The sequence below is a fragment of the Streptomyces sp. 147326 genome (assembly GCF_045000215.1).
In the GTDB taxonomy this organism is placed as follows: Bacteria; Actinomycetota; Actinomycetes; order Streptomycetales; family Streptomycetaceae; genus Streptomyces.
In genome coordinates this window covers 5,518,434-5,540,563 of sequence record NZ_CP134201.1, presented here as the reverse complement: position 1 = coordinate 5,540,563, position 22,130 = coordinate 5,518,434, and the positions used below count along the sequence as shown (strand labels likewise).

Genomic DNA, 22,130 nt, shown 5'->3' with positions numbered 1-22,130 from the left:
CTCGGGGGCAGGCGCACCCCCGAGCGGCTTTCGCCTTGTCCGGCCGCCTCAGACGCCGCACTGGGTCTGCTGCTTCGCGGACTCCAGGTACTTCGTCATGAGCGCGGTGAACAAGGCCCGCGATGTGCCGGGCTTCATGTGCTCCACGGAGCCGCTGAGTCCCAGCTCGAGCTCGAAGGAGTCCTCGGACCCCTTGCAGGCGAGGGCGACGCGGGCACCCGTGTTCCACACGATCCCCTTGTCGCCGAGAGGAAGCGGATCGGGCGCGGGCTGATTCGGGTCGGTGGGGGGCCAGGTGAAGCTCTGTTCCAGAGGCCGGCGCGTGGCCGTGACGAGGACCCGGCCCCGGCCGTCGACGTAGACGTTGCACGTGGCCCCGCGGCGTGCCGCGGTCAGGCGGGCATCGACCGGTCCGGAGACCTCCACCGTCTCGCCGTAGCCCATCAGAGGCTCCAGGTCGGACCGGGTGAAGACGCCGAAGCAGGTGCGCTCCGGCAGCTGCGGGGCCGCCGCCTTCTTCTCCTCGGCGCAGCCGGTCAGCGCTGCCGCCGCGACCAGCACGACGGCGAGTAGGAGAGGGGTACGGACACTGCGCATCAGGAGCCGCCGTTCGACGTGGCGACCTGCCCACGGCCGACCGCGTGGGCGTTCGCCGTCTGCGTCGACGCCAGACCGGCGAGGGCGTCGATGCTCCGCTGGTTCATGCCCGTCCCCTCCGCGGCCTTGCGAACCGATTGCTCCGCGGACAGGCCGGCCTCCACCTGGGCTTGCGTGTAGTCGAGCACGGCCTTGTGATCGGCCTCGCCGGTCTTGTCGGCCTGATCCTTCTTCGCCCGCTCGACCACGCCCTCCGCGATGTCCTCCTGGAGCCACTCCACGACGTCGCCGGCCAGCGGCACCATCTCCAGGTACTTGCCACCTGCCGCGCTGATGACACGGTTGACCCACTTGGCGTTGTCCTCGACGCCCTTGACGTACTCCTCCGCCTTGTGGCCGTTCTCCGCGAAGGTCCCCTCGGCCCTGGCCTCGGAGAGGATGCCCGCGATCTGGCCGCCGGGGTGCACGGCGACCGTGATCGCCGCGTCGATCTCCTCGTACTCGCTCCGGTGCGCGATGACATCGTTGATGAGCGTCGTCGTGAACGCCCGCTGGGCGTTGGTGATGGCGCCGTACGCGTCCGGGTCCTGGCCCACCGCTGCGATGAACGCCGCCATGTCGGCCTTGTTGAACGCGGCCATCTCGCCATTGGCCTTGATCATCCGGCTGCCGTTCTCCGCCGACGCCTGGATGTCCGGCATGTACTCGGCCGCCATCTGCCCGAAGTGCCCGGACAGCCCGTTCAAAGGACCCTCCGGGTCCCCCGGCTTCGCGTCGACCAGCTCCGGCTTGTCGCCGATCTTCTCGACGACCCGTTCCATGACGGCCGCCATCTCCTTGGTGTGCGCGACCGGCGGGGAGTCCTCGTCGCCCGGGCTCCGGTGGGAGACCGCCGCCATGAGGGCGTCGCCGAGCGCCTGCTGGGCCGGGTGCAGTTCGCCGGTCCTCGTGATGTCGAAGCTGTCCATGTACGGCTTCTTGTCGAGCATGTAGTCGACCATGCCCCGGTCCTTGCCGTGCTGGCCGCCGACCGGCTTGTCGTCCTTCGTGACGATGCCGTCCTTGTCGCTGTCCTCGCGGACCGGCTCATTGAAGAAGGCCGTCGCCGCGTCCGGGTTGTTGCCCAGCGCCTCCATGAGCCCGGTCAGCGGGTAGAAGCCTCGGCCGTCCGTGCCCTGGCTGAGAACGGACTCCATGCCGTACGGGGTGTGGAACTCCCACGCCTGCGGGTCCTTGCGGTCCATGGCGACCATGTCGCGGCCGACCGAGGTCAGGAACTCCGCGTCGTACTTCCCCTCGCGGATCAGCGCGCCGAGGGCCTGGTAGCCGTAGATCTGCCGCACGCCCCCGAAGACGTCCATCTCCTTGCGGCCCGCCTTCATCAGCTGGGCCGTCCAGGCGGCGTCGAGGTGGTGGGGGACGTCCTTGTGCGTCGCGAGGCCGAGCATCGCGCCCATGTCGCTCTGGATGTTCGCGACCATCAGCGCACGGTCCTTGCCCGCCGGGCCGAGGCTCGTCGCGTCCAGGGACAGCTTGGAGTACGTCTCCAGCGTCCCCTCGGCGCCGATCGTGCGGTAGAAGCCCGTCGAGAACTCGGGGTCCTCACGGTTGTCGTCGAGCAGCTCCTCCAGCTCGCGCAGCGCCTCGACGTTGCGCGCCGTGCCGCCCTCGCCGGTGACCTTCTTCATCAGGTCGGCGGCGCGGGCCGCCTGTTCGGCGTCGAGGGTGTTGAACCTGGGTCCGCTGAAGTCGTGTTCGTCGGCGAGGTTCGCCTGGAGGACCCGAACCAGGGAGTCGTCGGCGTCCTGGGCGTCCTCGACGGCCCGGTTGACGCGGGACTGCCAGGCACTGCGGTTCGCGTTCAGGGTCTGCTGGTAGTCGGGGTCGTGCCGGGCCGCGTTCCGGTCCGCCTCGGTGGGCAGGGGGATCGCGGTGACCCGCCCGGTGGCATCGATCCGGAAGCCGGCCGCCGGCGCCTCGGCGGCGAGCTTCTTGAGTTCGTCCTGGGCGGCCTTGAACGTCGCGTACGCGTCGGCGAGGACCTGGTGCATGCCCTTGGCGGCCTTGGCCGCGTCCTCGAACTCCTTGGCCGTCTTGTCGACGAACCCGCGCGCCACGCCTGCGGTGACCCCGCTCCACTCGGCCTTGTCGGACTTCGCCTTCATGCCCTTGCGGGCGGTCTCGGCCATCTCGTCGAGCTTGCCGGCCATCGCCGTCCAGTCGGTGACCGCCGTCTGGAGCTTGTCCAGGGGCGCGTTCATCACGTTCTCGTACGTCAGCACGTCGGCGCCCCGCCTACTTCAGGTACTTGTCGATCGCGGACGCGGTGAAGTCCGCGTGGAGCTGCTGCTCGTCCTTGGCGTGGGAGGAGAGCGAGTAGTTCAGGCCGTTGGAGATGGTGGCGCAGGCCGCCACGAGGGTCTTGACCTGGCTCTCCCAGACGCTGTTGGCCTTGAGCAGCGCCGCCCCGCTGGCGAAGCCCTCCTTGGTGAGCGCCCCGGCGGCCTCGACGGTGGCGGAGGCGGCGTGCTTGCCGTCCGTCTGGAGGCGGGTGTGCAGCTTGTACGCGTCGGAGCCGATGGCACCGATGTGGTCCTGATTGAGTTCGAGGTCACCGCCACCGCCGCCACTGCCACCGCCGCCGCCTGGGTCGGCGGGCGCCTGGTTGAGCCGCCTGGACACGTTGGCGGTGGCCGTGGCGCGAGCCGCCGACCATTCCTTGTCGAACGACATCGCGTGAAACTCCAGGGTCAGCGGTTTCGGCGTACGACGACCACGGTCACGGCCCCGCCGATGAGCACACAGGCTCCCAGACCGAGTGCGATCCAGGGAAGCGAGCTACCGCTCTTCTTCTCCTCGTCCTTCGTCGCCGGCTTGGACGCGGCGGCGTCGGGGGCCTTGCCGTCTGCGGAGGGCGAGGGGGACTTGCCCGCGTTCGCGGCAGCCGCCAGGTCGGGCAGCGGGTACACGTCGGCCGGGCCGGGGTCGCCGGGGGTCTGCAGCGCGATCCGGGGGCGGACGATGCCGTAGCCGATGTAGTCGTTGCGCTCGACGCCGTCGGTGGGCTTGCCCGCGGTGTTCAGGAGGACACGCAGGACCTGGTTGTTGGTCCAGTCGGGGTGGACGGACCAGAGGAGGGCGGCGGAGGCGGCGGCCAGGGCGGAGGCGTCACTGGTGCCAGAGGTCTTACACAACCCCGTCTTGCCAGAGCAAGCAGTGAAAATATCGATGCCCGGTGCGGCCATGTCCACCTGGGGACCATGTTGGGACTCCTTGGTCGCCTCGCCCTTGGCATCTACTGCGCCTACGCCGACCACGCCAGGGGTCGCACCCGGGTACTCAACCTCGTTGCCTACGTCCCCGGAATTCCCTACGGCAGCGAAGACCAGTTTTCCCTTCGAGAGCGCATACTTCACCGCTTCGGCCCGCGCCCGGTCAGTCTCCGGCGTACCGCCGATTCCCAGGGAGATATTGATGACCTTGGCATCCGATTCTGCCGCGAACCGAATCGCCGCAGCCCAAGACGGTGTGGCCAATTCAGTGTTAGTAACACGGATTGGGAGAATCTTGACGCCGGGTGCCAGCCCGAAACCACCGTCGCCGCTCGGGTGTTTTCCCGTCGCAGCGATCATGGCGGCTACGCCTGTGCCGTGACCACTCTTGTCGTTACGCCCATCTCCACCTTGCGACACGAGATCCGCGCCAGGGACGATCTGACCCTTCAGTTCAGGGATCTCCTTGACGCCATCGTCGATGATCGCGACGGTTACGCCCTTGCCCGTGCTGACCTTCCAGATGTCGTCAGCCTTCATGGCGTCGAGATGCCATTGCTGGGATCGAATGGTCTCCGCATGGGCCGGGGTCGCGGCGACCCCGGCCAGGAGGAGACCCACCAGGGCCGAGGTCGCCTTGCGCATGCGCATCCCGTGCATGTCCGTTCTGCTCAGTCGATCACCGGCGGGACAACACGACGGCTGCCCTGCCAGGTCTCTTCGTCTTCGGCCAGGTAGTCGGGGCGTTCGCCCCCCTGGTCGTTCCGTCGCTTACCCGGAGTCTGCGTGCCGGCGCTCGCGTGGCCCATGGGCCCCATGCCCGCGCCGCTGCCGGCGCCATTGCGGACGAGACCCGAACCGCCCTGGGTGAACGCCTGACCGCCTGCGACCGAGCGACCGACAGCACCGGTCTGACGCCCTCCGACGACACCTCCCGGCTCCGAAGCCAGTCGACGTCCGGCAGGGAAGCCTCCCTGGCTGCTGCCGTGGGCACCACCGCCGCCGTGGCCCAAACCTCCGCCACCCATGGGACGGCCCGTCTGGGTGCCTTCACCGATGACCGTGCCACGCGGGATACCCGAGCTGGGGCCGGTGGACGTCACGGGGCGGCCGCCCATGATGCCCGAATCACGCGGGAGCATGCCCGGCGGCATGCCGCCGACCTTGCCCCCCGGAGCACTGGGACCAATCAGACCTGGGTACGGGCCACCCGGGCCGAGCCCCTTCACGCCACCGACCGGCGGGAAGCCCACGGGCGGGACGAAGGGACCCGGGGTGGGACCGACTGGACCGGGGCCGGTGGGCAGTGGCCCACCGGGCGTGGTCGTCACCGGCGGAGCAGTCCGATCCGGGAGCGTGGCCACGGAGTCGAGGTCCACGTCCACCTCACGGTCCGGAACCTCCGGCATGGAGACCGACGGAACCGTATTGTCCGGCTGCGGCTGACGCCCAGGCGCCCACCCGGGCTCACCCGAGGGCCCCCCGCCCGGCCCGCCGGATGGCACATACGAGGACCCTGCTGAGCCGCCGCCGCCATTGGCTGCCCCGGCTCCACCGGACCGTTCCACGTCTTCGTTGCCATAGCGGGCCGGCGGCAACAGCACCGGCGGCGGGGCCGGGAACGTCGGGATCGTCGCCTTGTCCATCTCCGTGGACGACAGCTGGTACGACTGCGCCAGGTTGGTCATCAGCCGCACCGCCTCGCGGTGGTCCGCGTCCAGAATCGTCTGCGCCTCCGCGCGGGCCGTCGCCGCGTCCGGGTCGTTGTGGTGCTCGAGGGCCGCTGCAAGGTTCTTGGTCGCGGTCGCATCGACGGCGGTCATCTTGGTGGCCTCGGTCATCGTCTGGACGACCTTGCCCATCCACTCCCCGCCCTTGGCGCTGTACTCGCTCAGGCGCAGCGTCGCGTTGCCCGCGCGGCCCACCCACTCCTGGAAGGCGTCGGCTCCTTCGCCCTCCCAGCCGGACACGACGTGGCGCTTGAGCGCCTCGCCGATCGTCTTGATCTTCGCGGCGGCCGCCGCCAGTTGATCGGCCCGTGTCTGTACCGAGGCAGGGTCCAGCGAAGCGATCATGTCCCGCATCTGCTGGTGCGTGAAGCCTTCAAAATCCGTCATCAGTAGTTACCTCCCGACGTGCTGGGCGACGGGGTCGGCTGGTTGGCTGCCGCAATGCGGCGCTGTTCCTCCGGCCACGGGTCCCGGTCTGGCACGTACTGCGCCTCCGCCTCCCTGGCGATGGCCGTCATGCGCCGCTTGGTCTCCTCGTCCACGCCGACGTAGCCCTTGCCCGCCGACAGGACCGCGATGCCCAGGGCCTCGATCTGCCCCGCCAGCCCCTTCGAGAGTTTCTGCAGCTCCGTGATGACCGTGTCGTACGACTTGAACAGCGCGTCGACCTCCGGGAAGCCCTTACCGAGCTTGTCCGCCGGCAGCTTGCCGTCCGCCAGCTTCTTGTGGTCCGCGTCGGAGCCGGTGAGGTCGTCCAACAGGGTGTCCACCATGCGCTTGTATTCGCTCAGCGAGTCGAACTCGACCCGCAGCGCCGCAGTGGCAGCGCTGTAAGCCGCCCCCGCGAGCGCGCCCATCGGGCCCGCCAGCCCCAGCGCGAGGGCCGCTGTTACCTGGCCCGCCCCGTTGTCCTCTGCCACGATGGCCTCCCCGTCTCCCCGTGGTCGCGGCGTTCCCGCCGCTCCCCGTCCCCGTTCGCACCCGCGTGCACCCATACGCGTGCACCCGTACCGATCACTCTAGCGACCAGTACCGACGGCCCCAAGTCCGGGGTTGCACGTGCAATGTGGGTCACACGGTCACGAGTTGGGCGATGCGACCGCCGCCGAGGGCCTGATCGGGAGCCTGTTGACCGGGCGGCCCGTGGCCGCCCGTACCGCCGAGGCGATCGCGGCCGGGGTCGTCACCACCGGGATGGCGCTCGCCGCCTTCGCGCCGAAGGGGGCCACCACGTCGCGTTCCTGGACCAGTTTGACGATGCGCACGGCCGGAGCGTCCAGCGACGTCGGCAGTGCGTAGCCCGTCAGGTCGGGGTGGCGGATCAGGCCGGAGACCGTGCGGAGGTTCTCCGTCAGGGCCGCGCCGACGCCCTGGGTGACGCCCGCCTCGATACGGGCCTCCAGCTGGCGGGGGTTGAGGATGCGGCCCACGTCCTGGGCGACCGCGAGCTCCACGACCCGTACCGAGCCGAGTTCGATGTCCACGTCCACCACCGCGCGGATCGCGCAGAAGGCGAGGCCCACGAAGGCGTCGCCCTGGCCGTCCGCGTCCAGGGGCTCCGTCGGGTGCGGGCGGCACTGGGCCGTGGCCCAGAGCTCCTTGCCCTCTATGGCCTCCGAGACGCTCATCGAGAAGGCGCCGTCGTACGACGTGATCCGGCCGTCCGCGATCTGCAGGAGCTCCGTCGACATGCCCAGCTTGTGGGCCATGGGCTGCAGGAGCTGGGTGCGGACCATCTTGGCCGCGCGCTCCACCGCGCCGCCCGACACCCACGTGTGGCGGCCGTGCGCCGACGGGCCCGCCGGCGGCTGGTCGGTGTCCACGGGGGCCACCGCCACCTCGTCGACGCCCAGCACCTCCTGGACGATCTGGCGGGCCAGCGTGCCGAAGCCCTGCCCGGTGTCGACCGCCGCGCAGATGACCGTGGCCGCACCGTTGACGACCTTCACGGTGGCCGTCGAGACCTCGTCCGTGCCCTCCGCGCCGAGCATGTGCACCATGCCGACGCCGTAGCCGACGCCGCGGCGCACCGCCCCCGGCTCGCCCGCGCCCTCCGGGCCGCCCGGCAGCAGCCACTCGTCCTCCGGGGTGTCCTTCGGGAGGGCGGGCAGCTCGAAGTCGCGGACCGCGCGCAGCAGTTCCGCCACCGGGGCCGGGCAGGTCACGGTCTGGCCGGTGGGGAGCAGGTCTCCCGTCGCCAGGACGTTGCGCATGCGCAGTTCCGCGCCGTCCATGCCGAGGGCGGCCGCGAGCTTGTCCATCTGGCCCTCGTACGCGGCGCACACCTGCATGGCGCCCTCGCCGCGGACGTGGCCGGAGGGCGGGTTGTTGGTGCGCACCGCCCAGCCTTCGACGAAGGCGTGCGGGACCACGTACGGGCCGCAGGCGAAGGCCACGGCCGCCGCCAGGGATTCCGCGGAGGCGTCGGCGTACGCGCCCGCGTCCATCAGGATCTGCGCCTCGACCTTGACCAGGCGGCCGTCCGCGTCCGCGTGGTGGCGGTAGCGCAGCAGGGTCGGGTGCCGGTGGGTGTGGCCGAGGAAGGACTCCTCGCGGGTGGCGGCCAGTTTGACCGGGCAGCCCGTGCGCAGGGCGAGCAGGCCGAGCGGGAGCTGGAAGGCGGCGTCCTCGCGGTCCGCCGTGGCGCCCGGCACGCCGGTGACCACCACGCGTACGCGGTCCGGTTCCAGTCCGAAGCAGGCGGCGGCCAGGGCCCGGTCGGTGTGCGGGTCGGTGGAGGCGGTGTAGAGCTCCACGCCGCCGTCGGGCCGCGGCACGGCCAGTCCGGCCTCGGCGCCGATGGGGGCGGGGTCCTGGCGGCCGATCCGGTACAGGCCCTCGACGACCACCTCGCCGGTCGCCTCCGGGTCGCCGTAGCGCAGCGGGATGTGCCGGATCAGGTTGCCGTCGGGGTGCAGGGCGGGCGCGCCGAAGGACTGCTCGGGGTCGGTCACCGGGTCGAGGAGCTCGTACTCGACGGCGATCGCGGCGGCGGCGAGCCGCGCGGTGTCCGGGTGGTCGGCGGCGACGGCGGCGATGGGCTCGCCGTGGTGGCGTACGACGTCGTGCGCGAACACCGGCCGGTCGGCGATCCGGCGGCCGTGCGTGGTGGCGCCGGGGACGTCGGCGTGGGTGACGACGGCGCGCACGCCGGGCATCTCGGCGGCGGCCGTGGTGTCGATGGACAGGATCCGGGCGTGGGCGTGCGGGGAGCGCAGCACGGCGGCCCACAGGAGGCCCTCGGCCCACAGGTCGGCGGCGTACGGGAAGGTGCCCTCGGTCTTGGCGCGGGCGTCGGTGGCGGGCACGGAGGCGCCGATGCCGCGCGGCACCTGCTGCTCCGAGGCCTCCGCCGACGGGGCGGCCAGGGCCGTCACCGTGCTGTTCACCGTTGTCGTCGCCGTCGCCGTAGCCGCGTCCTGCCCGCTCACGCCGTGCCTCCGTGGTGGATGCCGCCCTCGCCGGGCGCTGCCTGGTGCGGGATGCGCGCCTCCGGGGCCTGGCCCGGGGCATGGTCCGGAGCCTGGCCCTGAGCCGAGGGCTCGGCGGCGGCCGCCTCGCGTTCGGCCACGACCTCGCGCACGGCGTCGACGACCCCCGCGTAGCCGGAGCAGCGGCAGAGGTTCCCGCACAGCGCCTGACGGGTCTCCAGCTCGCTGGGGGCGTGATTGCCCTCCAGCAGGTCGTGGATGGTCATGGCCATGCCGGGCACGCAGAACCCGCACTGCACCGCACCCGACCTGCACAACGCCTGCTGCACGTCCGAGAGTTCCCCGTTCGTCGCGAGCCCCTCCACGGTGCGGACCTCGCTGCCGGCGGCCGTCGCGGCCGGGACCAGGCAGGAGGCGACGAGCCGGCCGTCGACCTGCACGGCGCATGCGCCGCACTCGCCCTGCGAGCAGCCGTCCTTGGCGCCGGCGAGACCGAGGCGCTCGCGCAGCACGTAGAGCAGGGACTCGCCGATCCAGGCGCCGGTGACGGGCCGGTCGGCGCCGTTGACGCGCAGGACGTAGGAGGCCTGCGGGTGCTCGCGATGGGCGACGGCCTCGGCCGCCGTCCCTTCTTCGTACGTCGCCACCGCGGCCGGGACCCCTTGGCCGGTCCCCGCGCCCGGGGGTGCCACGTCGCTGTCGGCGGTGTCCGCACCCGGCGTGAGGTCGGCCGGTGGCTCCGCCGCGGCCGGCTCCTCGGGCGAACCGGCGTCGGCAGCCGCGGGGCCGGGCTCCGGCAGGGCCGGCTCCGCCCCGGGCGCGGCGTCGTCCGCCACAAGCTCCGGCTCCAGCCCGGGCTCGGGCCCGGGCTCGGGCTCCGGCTCCGGCTCCGGCTCCGGCACCCTGTGGCCGAAGGCCGCGAAGCCGTGGCCGTCGGTGCCCCCGGGCTGCGCGGGCTCGTCGGGCTGCTCGGGCCCGTCGGGCGCCGCCTCGGCCCGCACTCCGCCGAAGAGGTCCAGGCCGCCGCCGCCCACCGGCTGCGGGGCCTCGGGCCCGGCAGTGCCGCCCTGCTCCGGCGCTTCGCCGAAGGCCGTGAAACCGCGCCCGTCGGTGCCCGCGTGCAGCGCCGGCCCGCCCGCGTACGCGCCGTGCCCGGCGTGCTCCGCGTACCCGGCGTGCTCACCCTGCTCCGCGTGCCCGACGTGCTCGCCGTGCCCGACGTGCTCGCCGTGCCCGGCGTGCTCCATGTGCTCGCCGTGCCCGGCCTGGCCCGCGTGCCCGACGTGCCCGGCCCGCTCCGCGTGGTCGCCCGTCCGGGCGCCCTCGGCCTGCTCCGCCGCCGTGCCGTGGGCGGCTTCGATGTCGTGGGGGGCCGGGTGCACCGGCTCGCCGTCCGGGAGCGGGGTGCCCACACCGGGGCCGCCCAGCACGCGCGGCCCGCGCCCGGCAGCGCCCACTCCGGGTCCCCCGCGCAGCCGCCCGGCGCCGTGCGCCGTCGCGGCGGCAGCGGCCGAAGCCGCCACGGCCTCGTCCGTGCCCGGCAGAACGCCCGGAAGGACGCCCGGCAGCATGCCCGCGTCCAGGTTCCCGTCCAGGTGACCGTCCGGGTCCCCGGCCGGCTGCTGCATCAGGTACGCCCACGGCGCCGCAGCGCCGCCCGGCAGTGTCGCCGGGGCCTGGCTCCAGTCGGCGTCCAGCCCGCCCGGCCGGAAGTCACCCTGCTGTCCGGGGAATTCGGAGTACTCGGGGACGGCCCACTGGCCCGTCGCCGAAGAGGCGGCCCCGGGTTCCTGCGCGGCCTCCGGGAACCGCCACTCCGCCGTCGCACCGGAATCGGGCAGCGGCTCCGGCTCCGCCTCGGCGAACGCGGCGGCGACCGACGCCGGGATGGGGATCGACGCCGGAATCGGCCCGCCCACCGACCCGGAGCCGGCCCCGGGACCGGACCCCGGATGCGAACCGCCCGCGGACCCCGGCTCGGCCTGGGCCGAACCTCCCGCCTCCGGCCACTGCACCGGGATCGTCCACGTGCCCGTGGCCGCCGGATCCGTGGTGGCGGTGCCGAGCGGCACGATCATCGGCGGCGGCACGTAACCGTGCCCGGGCGCCGCGAGGGGCTCCCCGGTGCCGAGCGCGTCCAGCATGTCCTGCGGCAGTTTCACGAAGGCCGTGGCGTCCGAGTCGTACTCGCCGCCCTGCGGGACCGGTTCCCAGCCCCAGCTCGCCGTGCCGTTCCCCTGGGTCACGTTCGCGTTCTCGTTCTCGTTCTCGCTCATGAGGTCAGTGCCCTCCCCAGGGCCCTGCGTGCCAGCACGGCCACCGTCCGCCGCAGATGCAGTACACCGGGAGCCACCGGCTCCCCCTGGTCGGGCACGCAGGCGGCCGCGACGTACTCGCCGAAGGCCTCCAGCGCCTCGGGGGCCAGGCTCCGCTCGCCGTCCCAGTCGATCAGCGAGGCCACCCACTGCTCGGCCTCCAGGGGCCGCAGCGGCATCGGGGCCACCGCACCGATCGCACAGCGCACGCCCCGGCGCGCGGGATCCAGTACGAGCCCCACGGATGCCACGGCGCGCCCCGGCCCGGTACGTCCCGTGGCCTTCAGGAACACCTGCGGCGCGTGCAGCAGCGGGACGCGGACGAAACCGATCAGCTCGCCGGGCCGCAGCATCTCGCGGCCGGCCAGCAGGTACGACACCGGGATCTCCCGCTGCCCGCCCGGGCCGACGATGACGAGGACGGCCTCCAGCGCGGCCAGTACGGGCAGTGCGTCACCCGTGGGAGCGGCGGTGGCGATGTTCCCGCCGAGGGTGCCCGCGTTGCGGATCTGCGGGGGCCCGGCGGCGCGCGCGGCGGCGGCCAGCGCGGGGATCAGTGCGGCGAAATCCGGCCGTCCCATCCGCGCGTGGGTGAGGCCGGCGCCGAGCAGCGCGTGGCCGTCCTGGTACTGCCAGCCGCGGATCTCGTTGATCCGGCCCAGGCCGACCAGCGCGGCGGGCCGCAGCAGCCCGGCGTTGACGGCGGCCATGAGGTCGGTGCCACCCGCGACGGGCACGGCCGCGGGCATGGCGGTGAGCGCCGCCACGGCCTCGTCGAGCGAGGCCGGCAGTGTCACGGACTGCGCCGCCTGGGGCCCGTGGGGGCCCTGAGATGAATCCGGTGCGTGCAGTGCATGCGGTGCGTGCGTGGTCAACCCAGCTGCCCCTTCCCGATGTCCCGGTCCCGGCGCTCACGCCTGTCCGCCGTACGGTACGTGCTCACCGCCGGGACGTGGCAACTCTGGCACATCTTCCGGGCCGCCCGGCGCGAGGGTCCACCCGGTGCCCCCGCCCCCCGTGCGACCCCCCGCACGCCCCCTCGCCCGGCTCCCGCGCGCCTGCGCCCCGGGCCCGCCCGTCCCGTGCCCGGCGCCCCGTACGGCCCGCTGTACCGCCTTCGCCGGACCTCCTCCCCGAACGTCCGATTTTCCCCGTATAGCGGGAAATCCAGGCAGAGTTCCGGACCCGTTACCATTCCGTTCAGGTCCGCGGCTCCGGCCCCGTGTCACACGTTCGGGGGCGCGCCCTCGATCGGGCGTCCCAGCACCCCGGGGCGCCGCTGCCACGGCAGGGGCCCGCCCGGTGGCCGGTAACCGACCCCGAGCGCGTCCAGCCGCGCGTAGTGCGCCGCGGCCATCCGGTCCTCGAACCAGGCGAAGTCGCGCTCCTCCGGGGCGGGCTGCCACGACCACACCACCTCCGCGAAGGCCGCCAGCCGCGGGAACACCTGGTAGTCGACCCGGTCCTGGTTCTCCATCACCTCGGTCCACACGTTGGCCTGCGCGCCCAGCACGTGCGCGGCCGCCTCCGGCGACAGCTTCGGCGGCACCGGCTCGAAGCGGTAGACGTCCTCCAGCGAGCGCACGTACCCGATGGGCATCGGCTCGTCCCCGCCGGCCGCCTGGCGGTGGTCCAGGTACACCTGCTGCTCGGGGCACATGACCACGTCGTGCCCGGCCTCGGCGGCGGCGATGCCGCCCGCGTAGCCGCGCCACGAGGACACGGCCGCTCCCGGCGCGAGCCCGCCCTCCAGGATCTCGTCCCAGCCGATCAGGCGCCGCCCGCGCTCCGCGAGCCAGCCGTCGAAGTGCCCGATGAACCACGCCTGCAGGCCGTCCTCCCCGTCCACCCCCAGCTCCCGGATCCGCTCCTGCGCGGTGGCGGAGGCCTTCCACTGCGCCTTCGGGCACTCGTCGCCGCCCACGTGCACGAAGGGCGAGACCTCCGCGGGGAACAGCTCCAGCAGCTCCTCGAACACCCCCTCGTAGAACCGCAGCACGGCCTCGGTCGGCGCGAGGACGTTCTCGGTGATCCCCCAGTCGTCCCACACGCCCAGGGCCGCCGTGTCGACCACGTCGGTGTTCCCCAGCTCCGGGTACGCGGCGATCGCGGCCTGCGAATGCCCCGGTACGTCGATCTCCGGGACCACCCGGACGTGCCGCTCGGCGGCGTACGCGACGATCTCGCGGATGTCGGCCTGCGTGTAGAAGCCGCCGTGCGGGGTCTCGTTCCACAGCGGCGAGGCCCGGTGCCCCCACCGGCTGCGCGCCCGCCAGGCGCCGACCCCGGTCAGGCGCGGGTAGCGCTTGATCTCGACCCGCCAGCCCTGGTCGTCCGTCAGGTGCAGGTGCAGGACGTTGAGCTTGTGGGCGGCGAGCAGGTCGATGTACCGCAGCACCCCGTCCTTGGGCAGGAAGTGCCGGGCCACGTCGAGCATCATCCCGCGCCAGCCGAACCGCGGGCCGTCCGCGACCGTGCCGTGCGGCAGGCTCCACGCCCGCCCCGGCCCCACCGGCGGCGCCTTCCGGTAGGCGTCGGGCCCGAGCAGCTGACGCAGCGTCTGGGCGGCCCAGAACAGGCCGGCGGCCGTCGCTCCCGTCAGCTCGGCGCCCTCCGGTCCGATCTCGATCCGGTACGCCTCCGGCCCCGCGTCCCCCACGCCGCCGGGGTCGATGCGCAGGCGCAGCTCCGCGCTCCGGCCGGCCGCTGCAGTGCCGGGCAGCTCCCACCCGGTGGCCGCCCCGAGCTCCCGCCGCAGCCAGCGGACGACCGTCCCGGTCCCCGGCCCGGCGTCGAGGCACGGCTCGGACCCGAAGGCGAAGCGGCTCCCGTCCTCGCTGAAGAGAGCGGCCCGGGGTGCGGGGATCAGGTCCATGCGGGTCAGGTCCATGCGTCGGCCCTTCGCGGCAGCGTATTGCGCCCTGCGCAACGCCCGTTCCGCAGAGTGCTCGTGGCGCCGACCCTAACGCGCCCCGCGGGCACGGCAAAGGCCCCCGAGCACGCTGTGGCGCACCGGGGGCCCTGGTCCCGCGAAAGAGGAGGAAGAGAGGGTCGGACTACTGGTCCTTGCCGCCCTTGTCCTTGTCCCCGCCGGGGCCCATGGACTCGTAGATCTCCTTGCACATGGGGCAGACCGGGTACTTCTTCGGGTCCCGGCCCGGTACCCAGACCTTGCCGCAGAGCGCGACGACGGGGGTGCCGTCGAGCGCGCTCGCCATGATCTTGTCCTTCTGGACGTAGTGGGCGAAGCGCTCGTGGTCGCCGTCACCGTGCGACACCTGCGGCGTCGGCTCTACGAGGGTCCCCGTGCCAGTCCCGCGCTCGGGCTCAAGAGTGCTCATGAACCCAGGGTACTTAACCCCGCGCCCGTCAGTTGAGCGACGGGTCGTCCGGATAGGTGGCGACCATCGCGAGATCGCTGCGCTGGCGGCGCAGCACGGCCCGCCACAACTGTTCGGGGTCGGGGTAGGACACGTCGCCGGGCTCCGACTCCACGACGTACCAGGCGCCGTCGCCCAGCTCCTCCTCCAGCTGGCCCGGGCCCCAGCCCGAGTAGCCGGCGAAGATCCGCAGGCCGCCGAGGGCCGCGGCCAGCAGCTCCGGCGGGGCCTCCAGGTCGACGAGCCCGATGGCCCCGTGCACCCGGCGCCAGCCGAGCGGCCCCTCCTCGCCCGGGATGACCGCCAGCCCGAGGGCCGAGTCCAGCGCCACGGGCCCGCCCTGGAAGACCACGCCGGGGGCGCCGGCCAGGGGCGCCCAGGCGAGCAGGACGTCGCCGACGCCGATGGGCGTGGGCCGGTTGAGGACAACGCCGAGGGAGCCCTGCTCGTCGTGGTCGAGCAGCAGCACCACCGCGCGGTCGAAATTCGGGTCCGCGAGGGCGGGGGTGGCCACGAGCAGCCGCCCTGTGAGGGAGGACACCTCGGTCATGCCGCCATGATCCCGCACATTCGCGCTTTGCGGGGCCCCGGCGGAGAGATCGGATCGTACGCAGCTCAGGGCGCACGGCAGCAGCCAGGAGCGCGCACGCACGGAGCAGCCGGAACGCAACGCTCCGCCATGTGGTGGATACGCAGGGTGTTGTACCGAATTCATGACAGTCCTACGGCCACGTCGGCCTTACGAACAAGGGGGTGGTGGCCCTTACCCTTTTCCCTGGCCCCCCTGCCCACCCCTCTTCGGAACGCGAGATTCATGACCGTCACCGACGATGTCCTGCTTGTCCACGGCGGCACCCCGCTTGAGGGCGAGATCCGTGTCCGCGGCGCGAAGAACCTCGTGCCCAAGGCCATGGTCGCCGCTCTGCTCGGCAGCGGACCCAGCCGACTGCGCAACGTTCCCGACATCCGTGACGTGCGTGTCGTACGCGGGCTGCTCCAGCTGCACGGGGTGACGGTCCGCCCCGGCGAGGAGCCGGGCGAGCTGGTGCTCGACCCCACCCACGTCGAAAGCGCCAACGTCGCCGACATCGACGCCCACGCGGGTTCGTCGCGCATCCCGATCCTGTTCTGCGGCCCCCTGCTTCACCGCCTCGGCCACGCCTTCATCCCGGGCCTCGGCGGCTGCGACATCGGCGGCCGGCCGATCGACTTCCACTTCGACGTGCTCCGCCAGTTCGGCGCGACCATCGAGAAGCGCGAAGGCGGCCAGTACCTGGAAGCCCCGCAGCGCCTGCGCGGCTGCAAGATCCGCCTGCCCTACCCGTCCGTCGGCTCGACCGAGCAGGTGCTCCTGACGGCCGTCCTGGCCGAGGGCGTCACCGAGCTCAGCAACGCCGCGGTCGAGCCGGAGATCGAGGACCTCATCTGCGTCCTGCAGAAGATGGGCGCGATCATCTCCCTCGACACCGACCGGACCATCCGGATCACGGGTGTCGACCGCCTCGGCGGCTACAACCACAAGGCCCTCCCGGACCGTCTGGAGGCCGCGTCCTGGGCTTCCGCGGCCCTGGCCACCGGCGGCAACATCTACGTGCGCGGCGCCCAGCAGCGCTCGATGATGACCTTCCTGAACACCTTCCGCCGGGTCGGCGGGGCGTTCGAGATCGACGACGACGGCATCCGCTTCTGGCACCCGGGCGGCCCGCTCAACGCCATCGCGCTGGAGACGGACGTCCACCCGGGCTTCCAGACCGACTGGCAGCAGCCGCTCGTCGTGGCCCTCACCCAGGCCTCCGGCCTGTCGATCGTCCACGAGACGGTCTACGAGTCCCGGCTCGGCTTCACCTCGGCGCTCAACCAGATGGGTGCTCACATCCAGCTGTACCGCGAGTGCCTGGGCGGCTCGGCCTGCCGCTTCGGCCAGCGCAACTTCCTGCACTCGGCGGTCGTCTCCGGCCCCACCAAGCTGCAGGGCGCCGACCTGGTCATCCCCGACCTGCGCGGCGGGTTCTCGTACCTCATCGCGGCGCTGGCCGCCGAGGGCACCTCGCGCGTGCACGGCATCGACCTCATCAACCGCGGCTACGAGAACTTCATGGAGAAGCTCGTGGAGCTCGGCGCGAAGGTCGAGCTGCCCGGCGGCGACCTCGTCTGAGCCGTACCCGCGTACGCGAAAGCCCCCCGGCCCCCTCGAGGGCCGGGGGGCTTTCCCGTGCTCCGGCCTGACACGCACTCACGTGCCCGCCTGCGCCCGCGCACACCCCGACGGGACGCGAGGGGGCCGGGCGGGGCCCCACGGCGCTCTGACGGGCCCTCACGGGGCCTGCGGCGCCCGCCGAGGAGCTCCCACGCCCCGGGCCCACCGCGCACCCGGCGCCGCGCGGCCCGGACAGGCCGAAGGGCGGCCACCCCGCCCGGGGGTGGCCGCCCTTCGCCGTTCTACGTATTACTGCTGCATCTCTGCCGTACTCGGCGTTCCAGGGGCCTTCGCGGCCCTCGGCGCCGGGTGCAGGACTACTTGCCCTTGGCGGCTTCCTTGAGCTTGGAGCCCGCGGAGACCTTCACGCTGTAGCCGGCCGGGATCTGGATGGGGTCGCCGGTCTGCGGGTTGCGCGCGGTGCGAGCGGCACGGTGGGTGCGCTCGAAGGTCAGGAAGCCGGGGATGGTGACCTTCTCGTCGCCCTTGGCGACAATCTCGCCGACGGTCTCGGCGAGCGCGGCCAGAACGGCGTCGGCGTCCTTGCGGGTCACCTCGGCGCGCTCGGACAGAGCGGCCACCAGCTCACTGCGGTTCATGTTGTACTCCCGTGTTCAACTTGCCTTAGAGGCGTGAGATCGAAGCCGATGCTGCCAGGGCCCTAGGACAGTCCCCGGACCCGGGTCTGAACGTCAGACCCTCTCGCCCGGTTACGCATCCTGCCCCCACCAGCGGCGGGAAAGCCAATCCGGCACCCGCCGGGGTCACACGAAAAGCGCCACAGTCACGCCGCGGTGACGCTCCGTCCATGCCTTCGCTCGCACGCCGCTGCGGACCGCGGACCCCGCGGGCATCCCCGCAACCCTAGAGGCGCCCCGCCGGGCCCGCATCTCGCGACGCGCCGGGAGCGGGGCGCCGTGAGGGCTCTCACAGCGGGCTTCAGGAGCTTGACGCCGCCTTGCGAACGGCGCCCGCGACCGCGCCCGCGACCTTGTCGTTGAAGACCGACGGGATGATGTAGTTCGCGTTCAGCTCGTCCTCGCCGACGACGTCCGCCAGCGCGCTCGCGGCGGCCAGCATCATCTCGGTGTTCACCGTGCGGGACTGGGCGTCCAGCAGACCGCGGAAGACACCCGGGAAGACCAGCACGTTGTTGATCTGGTTCGGGAAGTCGGAGCGGCCGGTGGCGACGACGGCGGCGGTCTGGCGGGCGACGGCCGGGTCCACCTCGGGGTCCGGGTTCGCGAGCGCGAACACGATCGCGCCCTCCGCCATGGCGGCGACGTCCTCGCCGGACAGGACGTTGGGGGCCGAGACGCCGATGAAGACGTCGGCGCCGACCACGGCCTCCTTCAGGGTGCCCGTGTAGCCCTCGGGGTTGGTGTTGTCGGCGATCCAGCGCAGCGGGGAGTCGGGGGCCGCGTCGACGAGGTCGGGGCGGTCCGCGTGCACGACACCGTGGATGTCGGCGCTGACGGCGTTCTTGACACCCGCCGCGAGGAGCAGCTTGAGGATGGCGGTACCGGCCGCGCCGGCGCCCGACATGACCACCTTGACATCGCCAACTGCCTTGCCCACGACGCGCAGTGCGTTGGTGAGCGCGGCGAGCACGACGATGGCGGTGCCGTGCTGGTCGTCGTGGAAGACGGGGATGTCGAGGGCCTCGCGCAGCCGGGCCTCGATCTCGAAGCAGCGCGGCGCGGAGATGTCCTCCAGGTTGATTCCGGCGAAGCCGGGGGCGATGGCCTTGACGATCGCCACGATCTCGTCGGAGTCCTGGGTGTCGAGGCAGATCGGCCAGGCGTCGATGCCCGCGAAGCGCTTGAAGAGGGCCGCCTTGCCCTCCATGACGGGCAGTGCGGCCATCGGGCCGATGTTGCCCAGGCCCAGCACGGCGGAGCCGTCCGTCACGACTGCGACGGAGTTGCGCTTGATGGTGAGGCGGCGCGCGTCCTCGGGGTTCTCGGCGATCGCCATGCACACGCGGGCCACGCCCGGGGTGTAGATCATGGAGAGGTCGTCACGGTTGCGGATGGGGTGCTTGGACGCCATCTCGATCTTGCCGCCGAGGTGCATCAGGAAGGTTCGGTCGGAGACCTTGCCGAGGCTGACGCCCTCGATCCCGCGCAGCTTCTCGACGATCTCGTCCGCGTGTGCGGTGGAGGTCGCGGCGATGGTGACGTCGATCCGGAGCTTCTCGTGGCCGGAGGCGGTCACGTCGAGGCCGGTGACCGATCCGCCGGAGGACTCCACGGCGGTGGTGAGCTGGGAGACCGCGGTTCCGCTCGCGGGCACTTCCAGGCGGACCGTCATCGAATACGAGACGCTGGGCGCCGTTGCCATGGCCGTGTTTCCTCTTCTGTCCCTGGTTCGCTTAACACAGGGCCCTGCTACACGGCAGGTGCGGCAGGGGACCTGTTGTCCGATCGTCCCACCTACCAGCCAGTACAAGGTAACCAGCTACAAACTTCGGAAAGACTCTTCCACCATACGAGATAGCAGGGGTGTTCGGAATGGTGGGTCCATACAAAACAGGTCCGCGCCCCCCAACTGGTGGAGGGCGCGGACCTGGTGATTCGTACGTCTATGACACCGACCCGCCATGCTCGCCTCGCGGCAAGTGGTCGCTCTAAGCGACGAAGGTTGGGCCCGGGGGCTTGGATCGAGTCGGTGCCGTACCCAGGCTAACAAAGGATCGCCGAATGTGATCCCCCTGCTCGCAGTCGGTTCGCGACACCACGCTCCTGGCCGCGGACCATACGGATGTACGGGGCCCTGAGCAGGGCCGGAGCCGTGCTGTGAACCGCCCCCGCCGGGCCGACACCGCGGGGCCGCCACCCGGCAGCCCCGCCCCGACCCCTACGGCAGCAGCAGCTCCGGCACCCCGTCCGCGTCCGGCTTGTCCCGGTCCGCCGAGACCACCGTCAGCTGCTGCGTCGCACGCGTCAGCGCCACGTACAGCACCCGCAGGCCCGCCGGGGACTCGTCCGCGATCTCCGCCGGGGAGACGACCACCGTGGCGTCGTACTCCAGGCCCTTGGCCTCCAGGCTGCCCAGCGCCACCGCCCGCGCGCCCAGGTCGGCGAGCCAGCCCGCGGCCTCCGCGCGCCGGTCCATGGCCACGACCACGCCGACGGTGCCGTCCACCTGCTCCAGCAGCCGCCGGGTCTCCTCGCGGACCGCCGCGCCCAGGTCGCCCTCCGCGGCCGTGAACCGGGGCTCGAGGCCCGTGGAGCGCACCGCCGACGGCGGCTCCATGCCGGGCATCGCCAGCCGCAGCACGCGGGAGGCGACCTCGGCGACCTCCGCCGGGTTGCGGTAGTTGACCGTCAGCGTGAACCGCCGGCGCGGCCGGCTGCCCAGCGCCTCGTCGCGGGCCGCGGCCGCCTCCTCCGGATCGGTCCAGGAGGACTGCGCCGGGTCGCCGACGACCGTCCAGGTGCCGTGCCGGCCCCGGCGGCCCACCATCCGCCACTGCATCGGCGTCAGGTCCTGCGCCTCGTCCACGATGACGTGCGCGTACTCGGTGCGCTCCGCCGCGAGCCGCTCGGCCCGCTCCCACTGGGTCTCCTCGCGGGTCGGCATCAGCTCCTCCAGCCCGCTGAGCTGGTCGAGCGGGTCCATCTCCCGCCTCCGCTTGGGCCGGGCGGGCGCGCCGAGCAGCTGCTGGAGCTCGTCGAGCAGCGCCACGTCGTGCACCGACAGGGGGCCCTTGCCGTCCGGGCCCACCCGGCGCAGCGAACGGGCCAGCTGGCGGGTCTCGCGCGGGTTCAGGTCGCGGCGCGACCAGCGGCCGAGGTGGCGCTCGTCGGCGAGCGCGGCGAGCACCGCGCGCGGAGTCAGCTCGGGCCACCAGGCGTTGAGGAAGCCGATGAAGGCGTCCTCGGTGGAGATGTCCTCGTCGAAGGCGGAGCGCAGCTCGGCGGCCAGTTCCGGGTCGCTGTGCCGGCCGGCGCCGCCGGACTTCGCGTACAGGGCGTCGAGCAGCAGCTTGCGGGCGCGCGGGCGCAGCAGGTTGACCGGTGCCGTGCCGCTGAGCACGTTCTGCCGGATCCGGTTCAGCTCGGCGGCCTCCAGCTCCTGCCGGCGGCCGAAGGCCACCACGCGCAGCCGGTCGGGGGCGCCGCCGAGTTCGAGCGCGCCCCGTACGGCCTTGCGGAGCACCTTGAGCATCCGGGAGGAGCCCTTGATGCGGGCCACGGCCGGAGAGTCGTAGGTGGTGGCCTCCGCGCCGTCGACGAGCGAGCCGAGGGCGCGGATGGCGACCTGGCCCTCCTCGCCGAGGGAGGGCAGCACGCCCTCGGTGTAGGCGACGAGCAGCGGGGTCGGGGAGACGATCAGGATGCCGCCGGAGTAGCGGCGCCGGTCCTGGTAGAGCAGGTAGGCGGCGCGGTGCAGGGCGACGGCCGTCTTGCCGGTGCCGGGTCCGCCGGCGACCTCGGCGACGGAGGCGGCGGGCGCCCGGATGACCAGGTCCTGCTCGGCCTGGATGGAGGAGACGATGTCCCGCATCGAGTGCGTACGGGCCCGCCCGAGGGCGGCCATCAGGGCGCCGTCGCCGATGGCGGGCAGCTCCCGGCCGTCGAGGAAAGCGGTGACCTCGGGGCGCATCAGGTCGTCCTCGACGCCCAGCACCTTGCGGCCCTTGGACCGGATGACGCGGCGGCGCACGACGCGGCCGGGCTCCTTGGGCGTGGAGCGGTAGAACGGTGCGGCGGCCGGTGCGCGCCAGTCGATGACCAGCGGCGCGTAGTCGGAGTCCAGGACTCCGATGCGGCCGATGTGCAGCGTCTCGGCGACGTCGGCCGTGAGGTCCGCGCGGATCGCGTCGTCGGCGGGCTCGACGGAGGTGTACGCGCCGTCCGGGCCGCGCTCCCCGTCCTTGCCGAGCACCAGGTCGATGCGGCCGAAGAGGAAGTCCTCGAACTCGTTGTTGAGCCGGTTCAGGTGGATGCCCGCCCGGAAGACCTGCGCGTCGCGCTCGGCGAGTGCGCCGGGCGTCCCCACTTGGCCGCGCTTGGCGGCGTCGTTCATGAGGAACTCCGCCTCGTGGATCTTCTCCTCGAGGCGTCGGTACACGTGGTCGAGATGCGTCTGCTCGACCGCGATCTCCCGATCGCGGACGGAATCCGCCGTGCTGTCGACAGCGGCATTCTGCGCGGCCACCAAGGCCCCCTTCTGACGTGCATGGGCGACCGTCAACCGTAC

Annotated in this window: 16 protein-coding genes; 1 reads left to right on the top strand and 15 read right to left on the bottom strand. The window is 72.6% G+C overall.

Going from position 1 to position 22,130, the window contains the following annotated elements; genetic code table 11:
• Positions 1-48 precede the first annotated feature (48 nt).
• From RIU97_RS25305 to RIU97_RS25250, 12 genes are all read right to left on the bottom strand, one after another.
• Positions 49-597, bottom strand: a complete 549-nt coding sequence (locus tag RIU97_RS25305; protein ID WP_404959867.1) for a hypothetical protein — start codon at positions 595-597, stop codon at positions 49-51.
• Positions 597-2,879 (bottom strand): hypothetical protein, encoded by a 2,283-nt coding sequence (locus RIU97_RS25300; RefSeq protein WP_404959866.1) that lies wholly within the window; start codon positions 2,877-2,879, stop codon positions 597-599. The genes RIU97_RS25305 and RIU97_RS25300 overlap by 1 nt, the downstream gene beginning before the upstream one ends.
• 13 nt (positions 2,880-2,892) lie before the next feature.
• The gene (locus RIU97_RS25295; protein ID WP_404959864.1) at positions 2,893-3,330 is read right to left on the bottom strand and encodes a hypothetical protein; all 438 of its coding nucleotides are present in this window, start codon (positions 3,328-3,330) and stop codon (positions 2,893-2,895) included.
• Between the two features lie 17 nt (positions 3,331-3,347).
• Positions 3,348-4,514 carry a type VII secretion-associated serine protease mycosin gene (gene mycP / locus RIU97_RS25290; RefSeq protein ID WP_404959863.1) on the bottom strand — a complete coding sequence of 389 codons (1,167 nt, stop codon included), beginning with the start codon at positions 4,512-4,514 and terminating at the stop codon, positions 3,348-3,350.
• Positions 4,515-4,540: 26 nt separating this feature from the next.
• A complete protein-coding gene (locus tag RIU97_RS25285) occupies positions 4,541-5,944 on the bottom strand; it encodes a WXG100 family type VII secretion target (protein ID WP_404959862.1) in 1,404 nt (467 codons plus the stop codon).
• Positions 5,945-5,985: 41 nt separating this feature from the next.
• Positions 5,986-6,519, bottom strand: a complete 534-nt coding sequence (locus tag RIU97_RS25280; RefSeq protein ID WP_404959860.1) for a hypothetical protein — start codon at positions 6,517-6,519, stop codon at positions 5,986-5,988.
• A gap of 159 nt (positions 6,520-6,678) precedes the next feature.
• Positions 6,679-8,976, bottom strand: a complete 2,298-nt coding sequence (locus RIU97_RS25275) for a xanthine dehydrogenase family protein molybdopterin-binding subunit (protein WP_404962932.1) — start codon at positions 8,974-8,976, stop codon at positions 6,679-6,681.
• 50 nt (positions 8,977-9,026) lie between these two features.
• Positions 9,027-11,306 carry a 2Fe-2S iron-sulfur cluster-binding protein gene (locus RIU97_RS25270; RefSeq protein ID WP_404959858.1) on the bottom strand — a complete coding sequence of 760 codons (2,280 nt, stop codon included), beginning with the start codon at positions 11,304-11,306 and terminating at the stop codon, positions 9,027-9,029.
• Complete coding sequence (locus RIU97_RS25265; RefSeq protein ID WP_404962931.1) at positions 11,303-12,196, bottom strand: FAD binding domain-containing protein; 894 nt, start codon at positions 12,194-12,196, stop codon at positions 11,303-11,305. The genes RIU97_RS25270 and RIU97_RS25265 overlap by 4 nt, the downstream gene beginning before the upstream one ends.
• Before the next feature lie 374 nt (positions 12,197-12,570).
• Complete coding sequence (locus tag RIU97_RS25260; protein WP_404959856.1) at positions 12,571-14,235, bottom strand: beta-N-acetylhexosaminidase; 1,665 nt, start codon at positions 14,233-14,235, stop codon at positions 12,571-12,573.
• Between the two features lie 166 nt (positions 14,236-14,401).
• Entirely contained in the window at positions 14,402-14,686 is a 285-nt protein-coding gene (locus tag RIU97_RS25255) for a DUF3039 domain-containing protein (protein ID WP_063754862.1), read from the bottom strand.
• Between the two features lie 28 nt (positions 14,687-14,714).
• Positions 14,715-15,275, bottom strand: a complete 561-nt coding sequence (locus tag RIU97_RS25250; protein WP_327414269.1) for a YqgE/AlgH family protein — start codon at positions 15,273-15,275, stop codon at positions 14,715-14,717.
• Between the two features lie 264 nt (positions 15,276-15,539).
• On the opposite strand from RIU97_RS25250, the gene murA reads away from it, so the two are divergent.
• Positions 15,540-16,880 carry a UDP-N-acetylglucosamine 1-carboxyvinyltransferase gene (murA, locus tag RIU97_RS25245; protein ID WP_404959854.1) on the top strand — a complete coding sequence of 447 codons (1,341 nt, stop codon included), beginning with the start codon at positions 15,540-15,542 and terminating at the stop codon, positions 16,878-16,880.
• Between the two features lie 359 nt (positions 16,881-17,239).
• Here the strand turns inward: murA and RIU97_RS25240 are convergent, their stop codons facing one another.
• From RIU97_RS25240 to RIU97_RS25230, 3 genes are all read right to left on the bottom strand, one after another.
• The gene (locus tag RIU97_RS25240) at positions 17,240-17,521 is read right to left on the bottom strand and encodes an HU family DNA-binding protein (RefSeq protein ID WP_007264399.1); all 282 of its coding nucleotides are present in this window, start codon (positions 17,519-17,521) and stop codon (positions 17,240-17,242) included.
• A gap of 340 nt (positions 17,522-17,861) precedes the next feature.
• Positions 17,862-19,265 (bottom strand): NAD-dependent malic enzyme, encoded by a 1,404-nt coding sequence (locus RIU97_RS25235; RefSeq protein WP_404959853.1) that lies wholly within the window; start codon positions 19,263-19,265, stop codon positions 17,862-17,864.
• Positions 19,266-19,781: 516 nt separating this feature from the next.
• Complete coding sequence (locus tag RIU97_RS25230; RefSeq protein WP_404959852.1) at positions 19,782-22,088, bottom strand: HelD family protein; 2,307 nt, start codon at positions 22,086-22,088, stop codon at positions 19,782-19,784.
• Positions 22,089-22,130 lie beyond the last annotated feature (42 nt).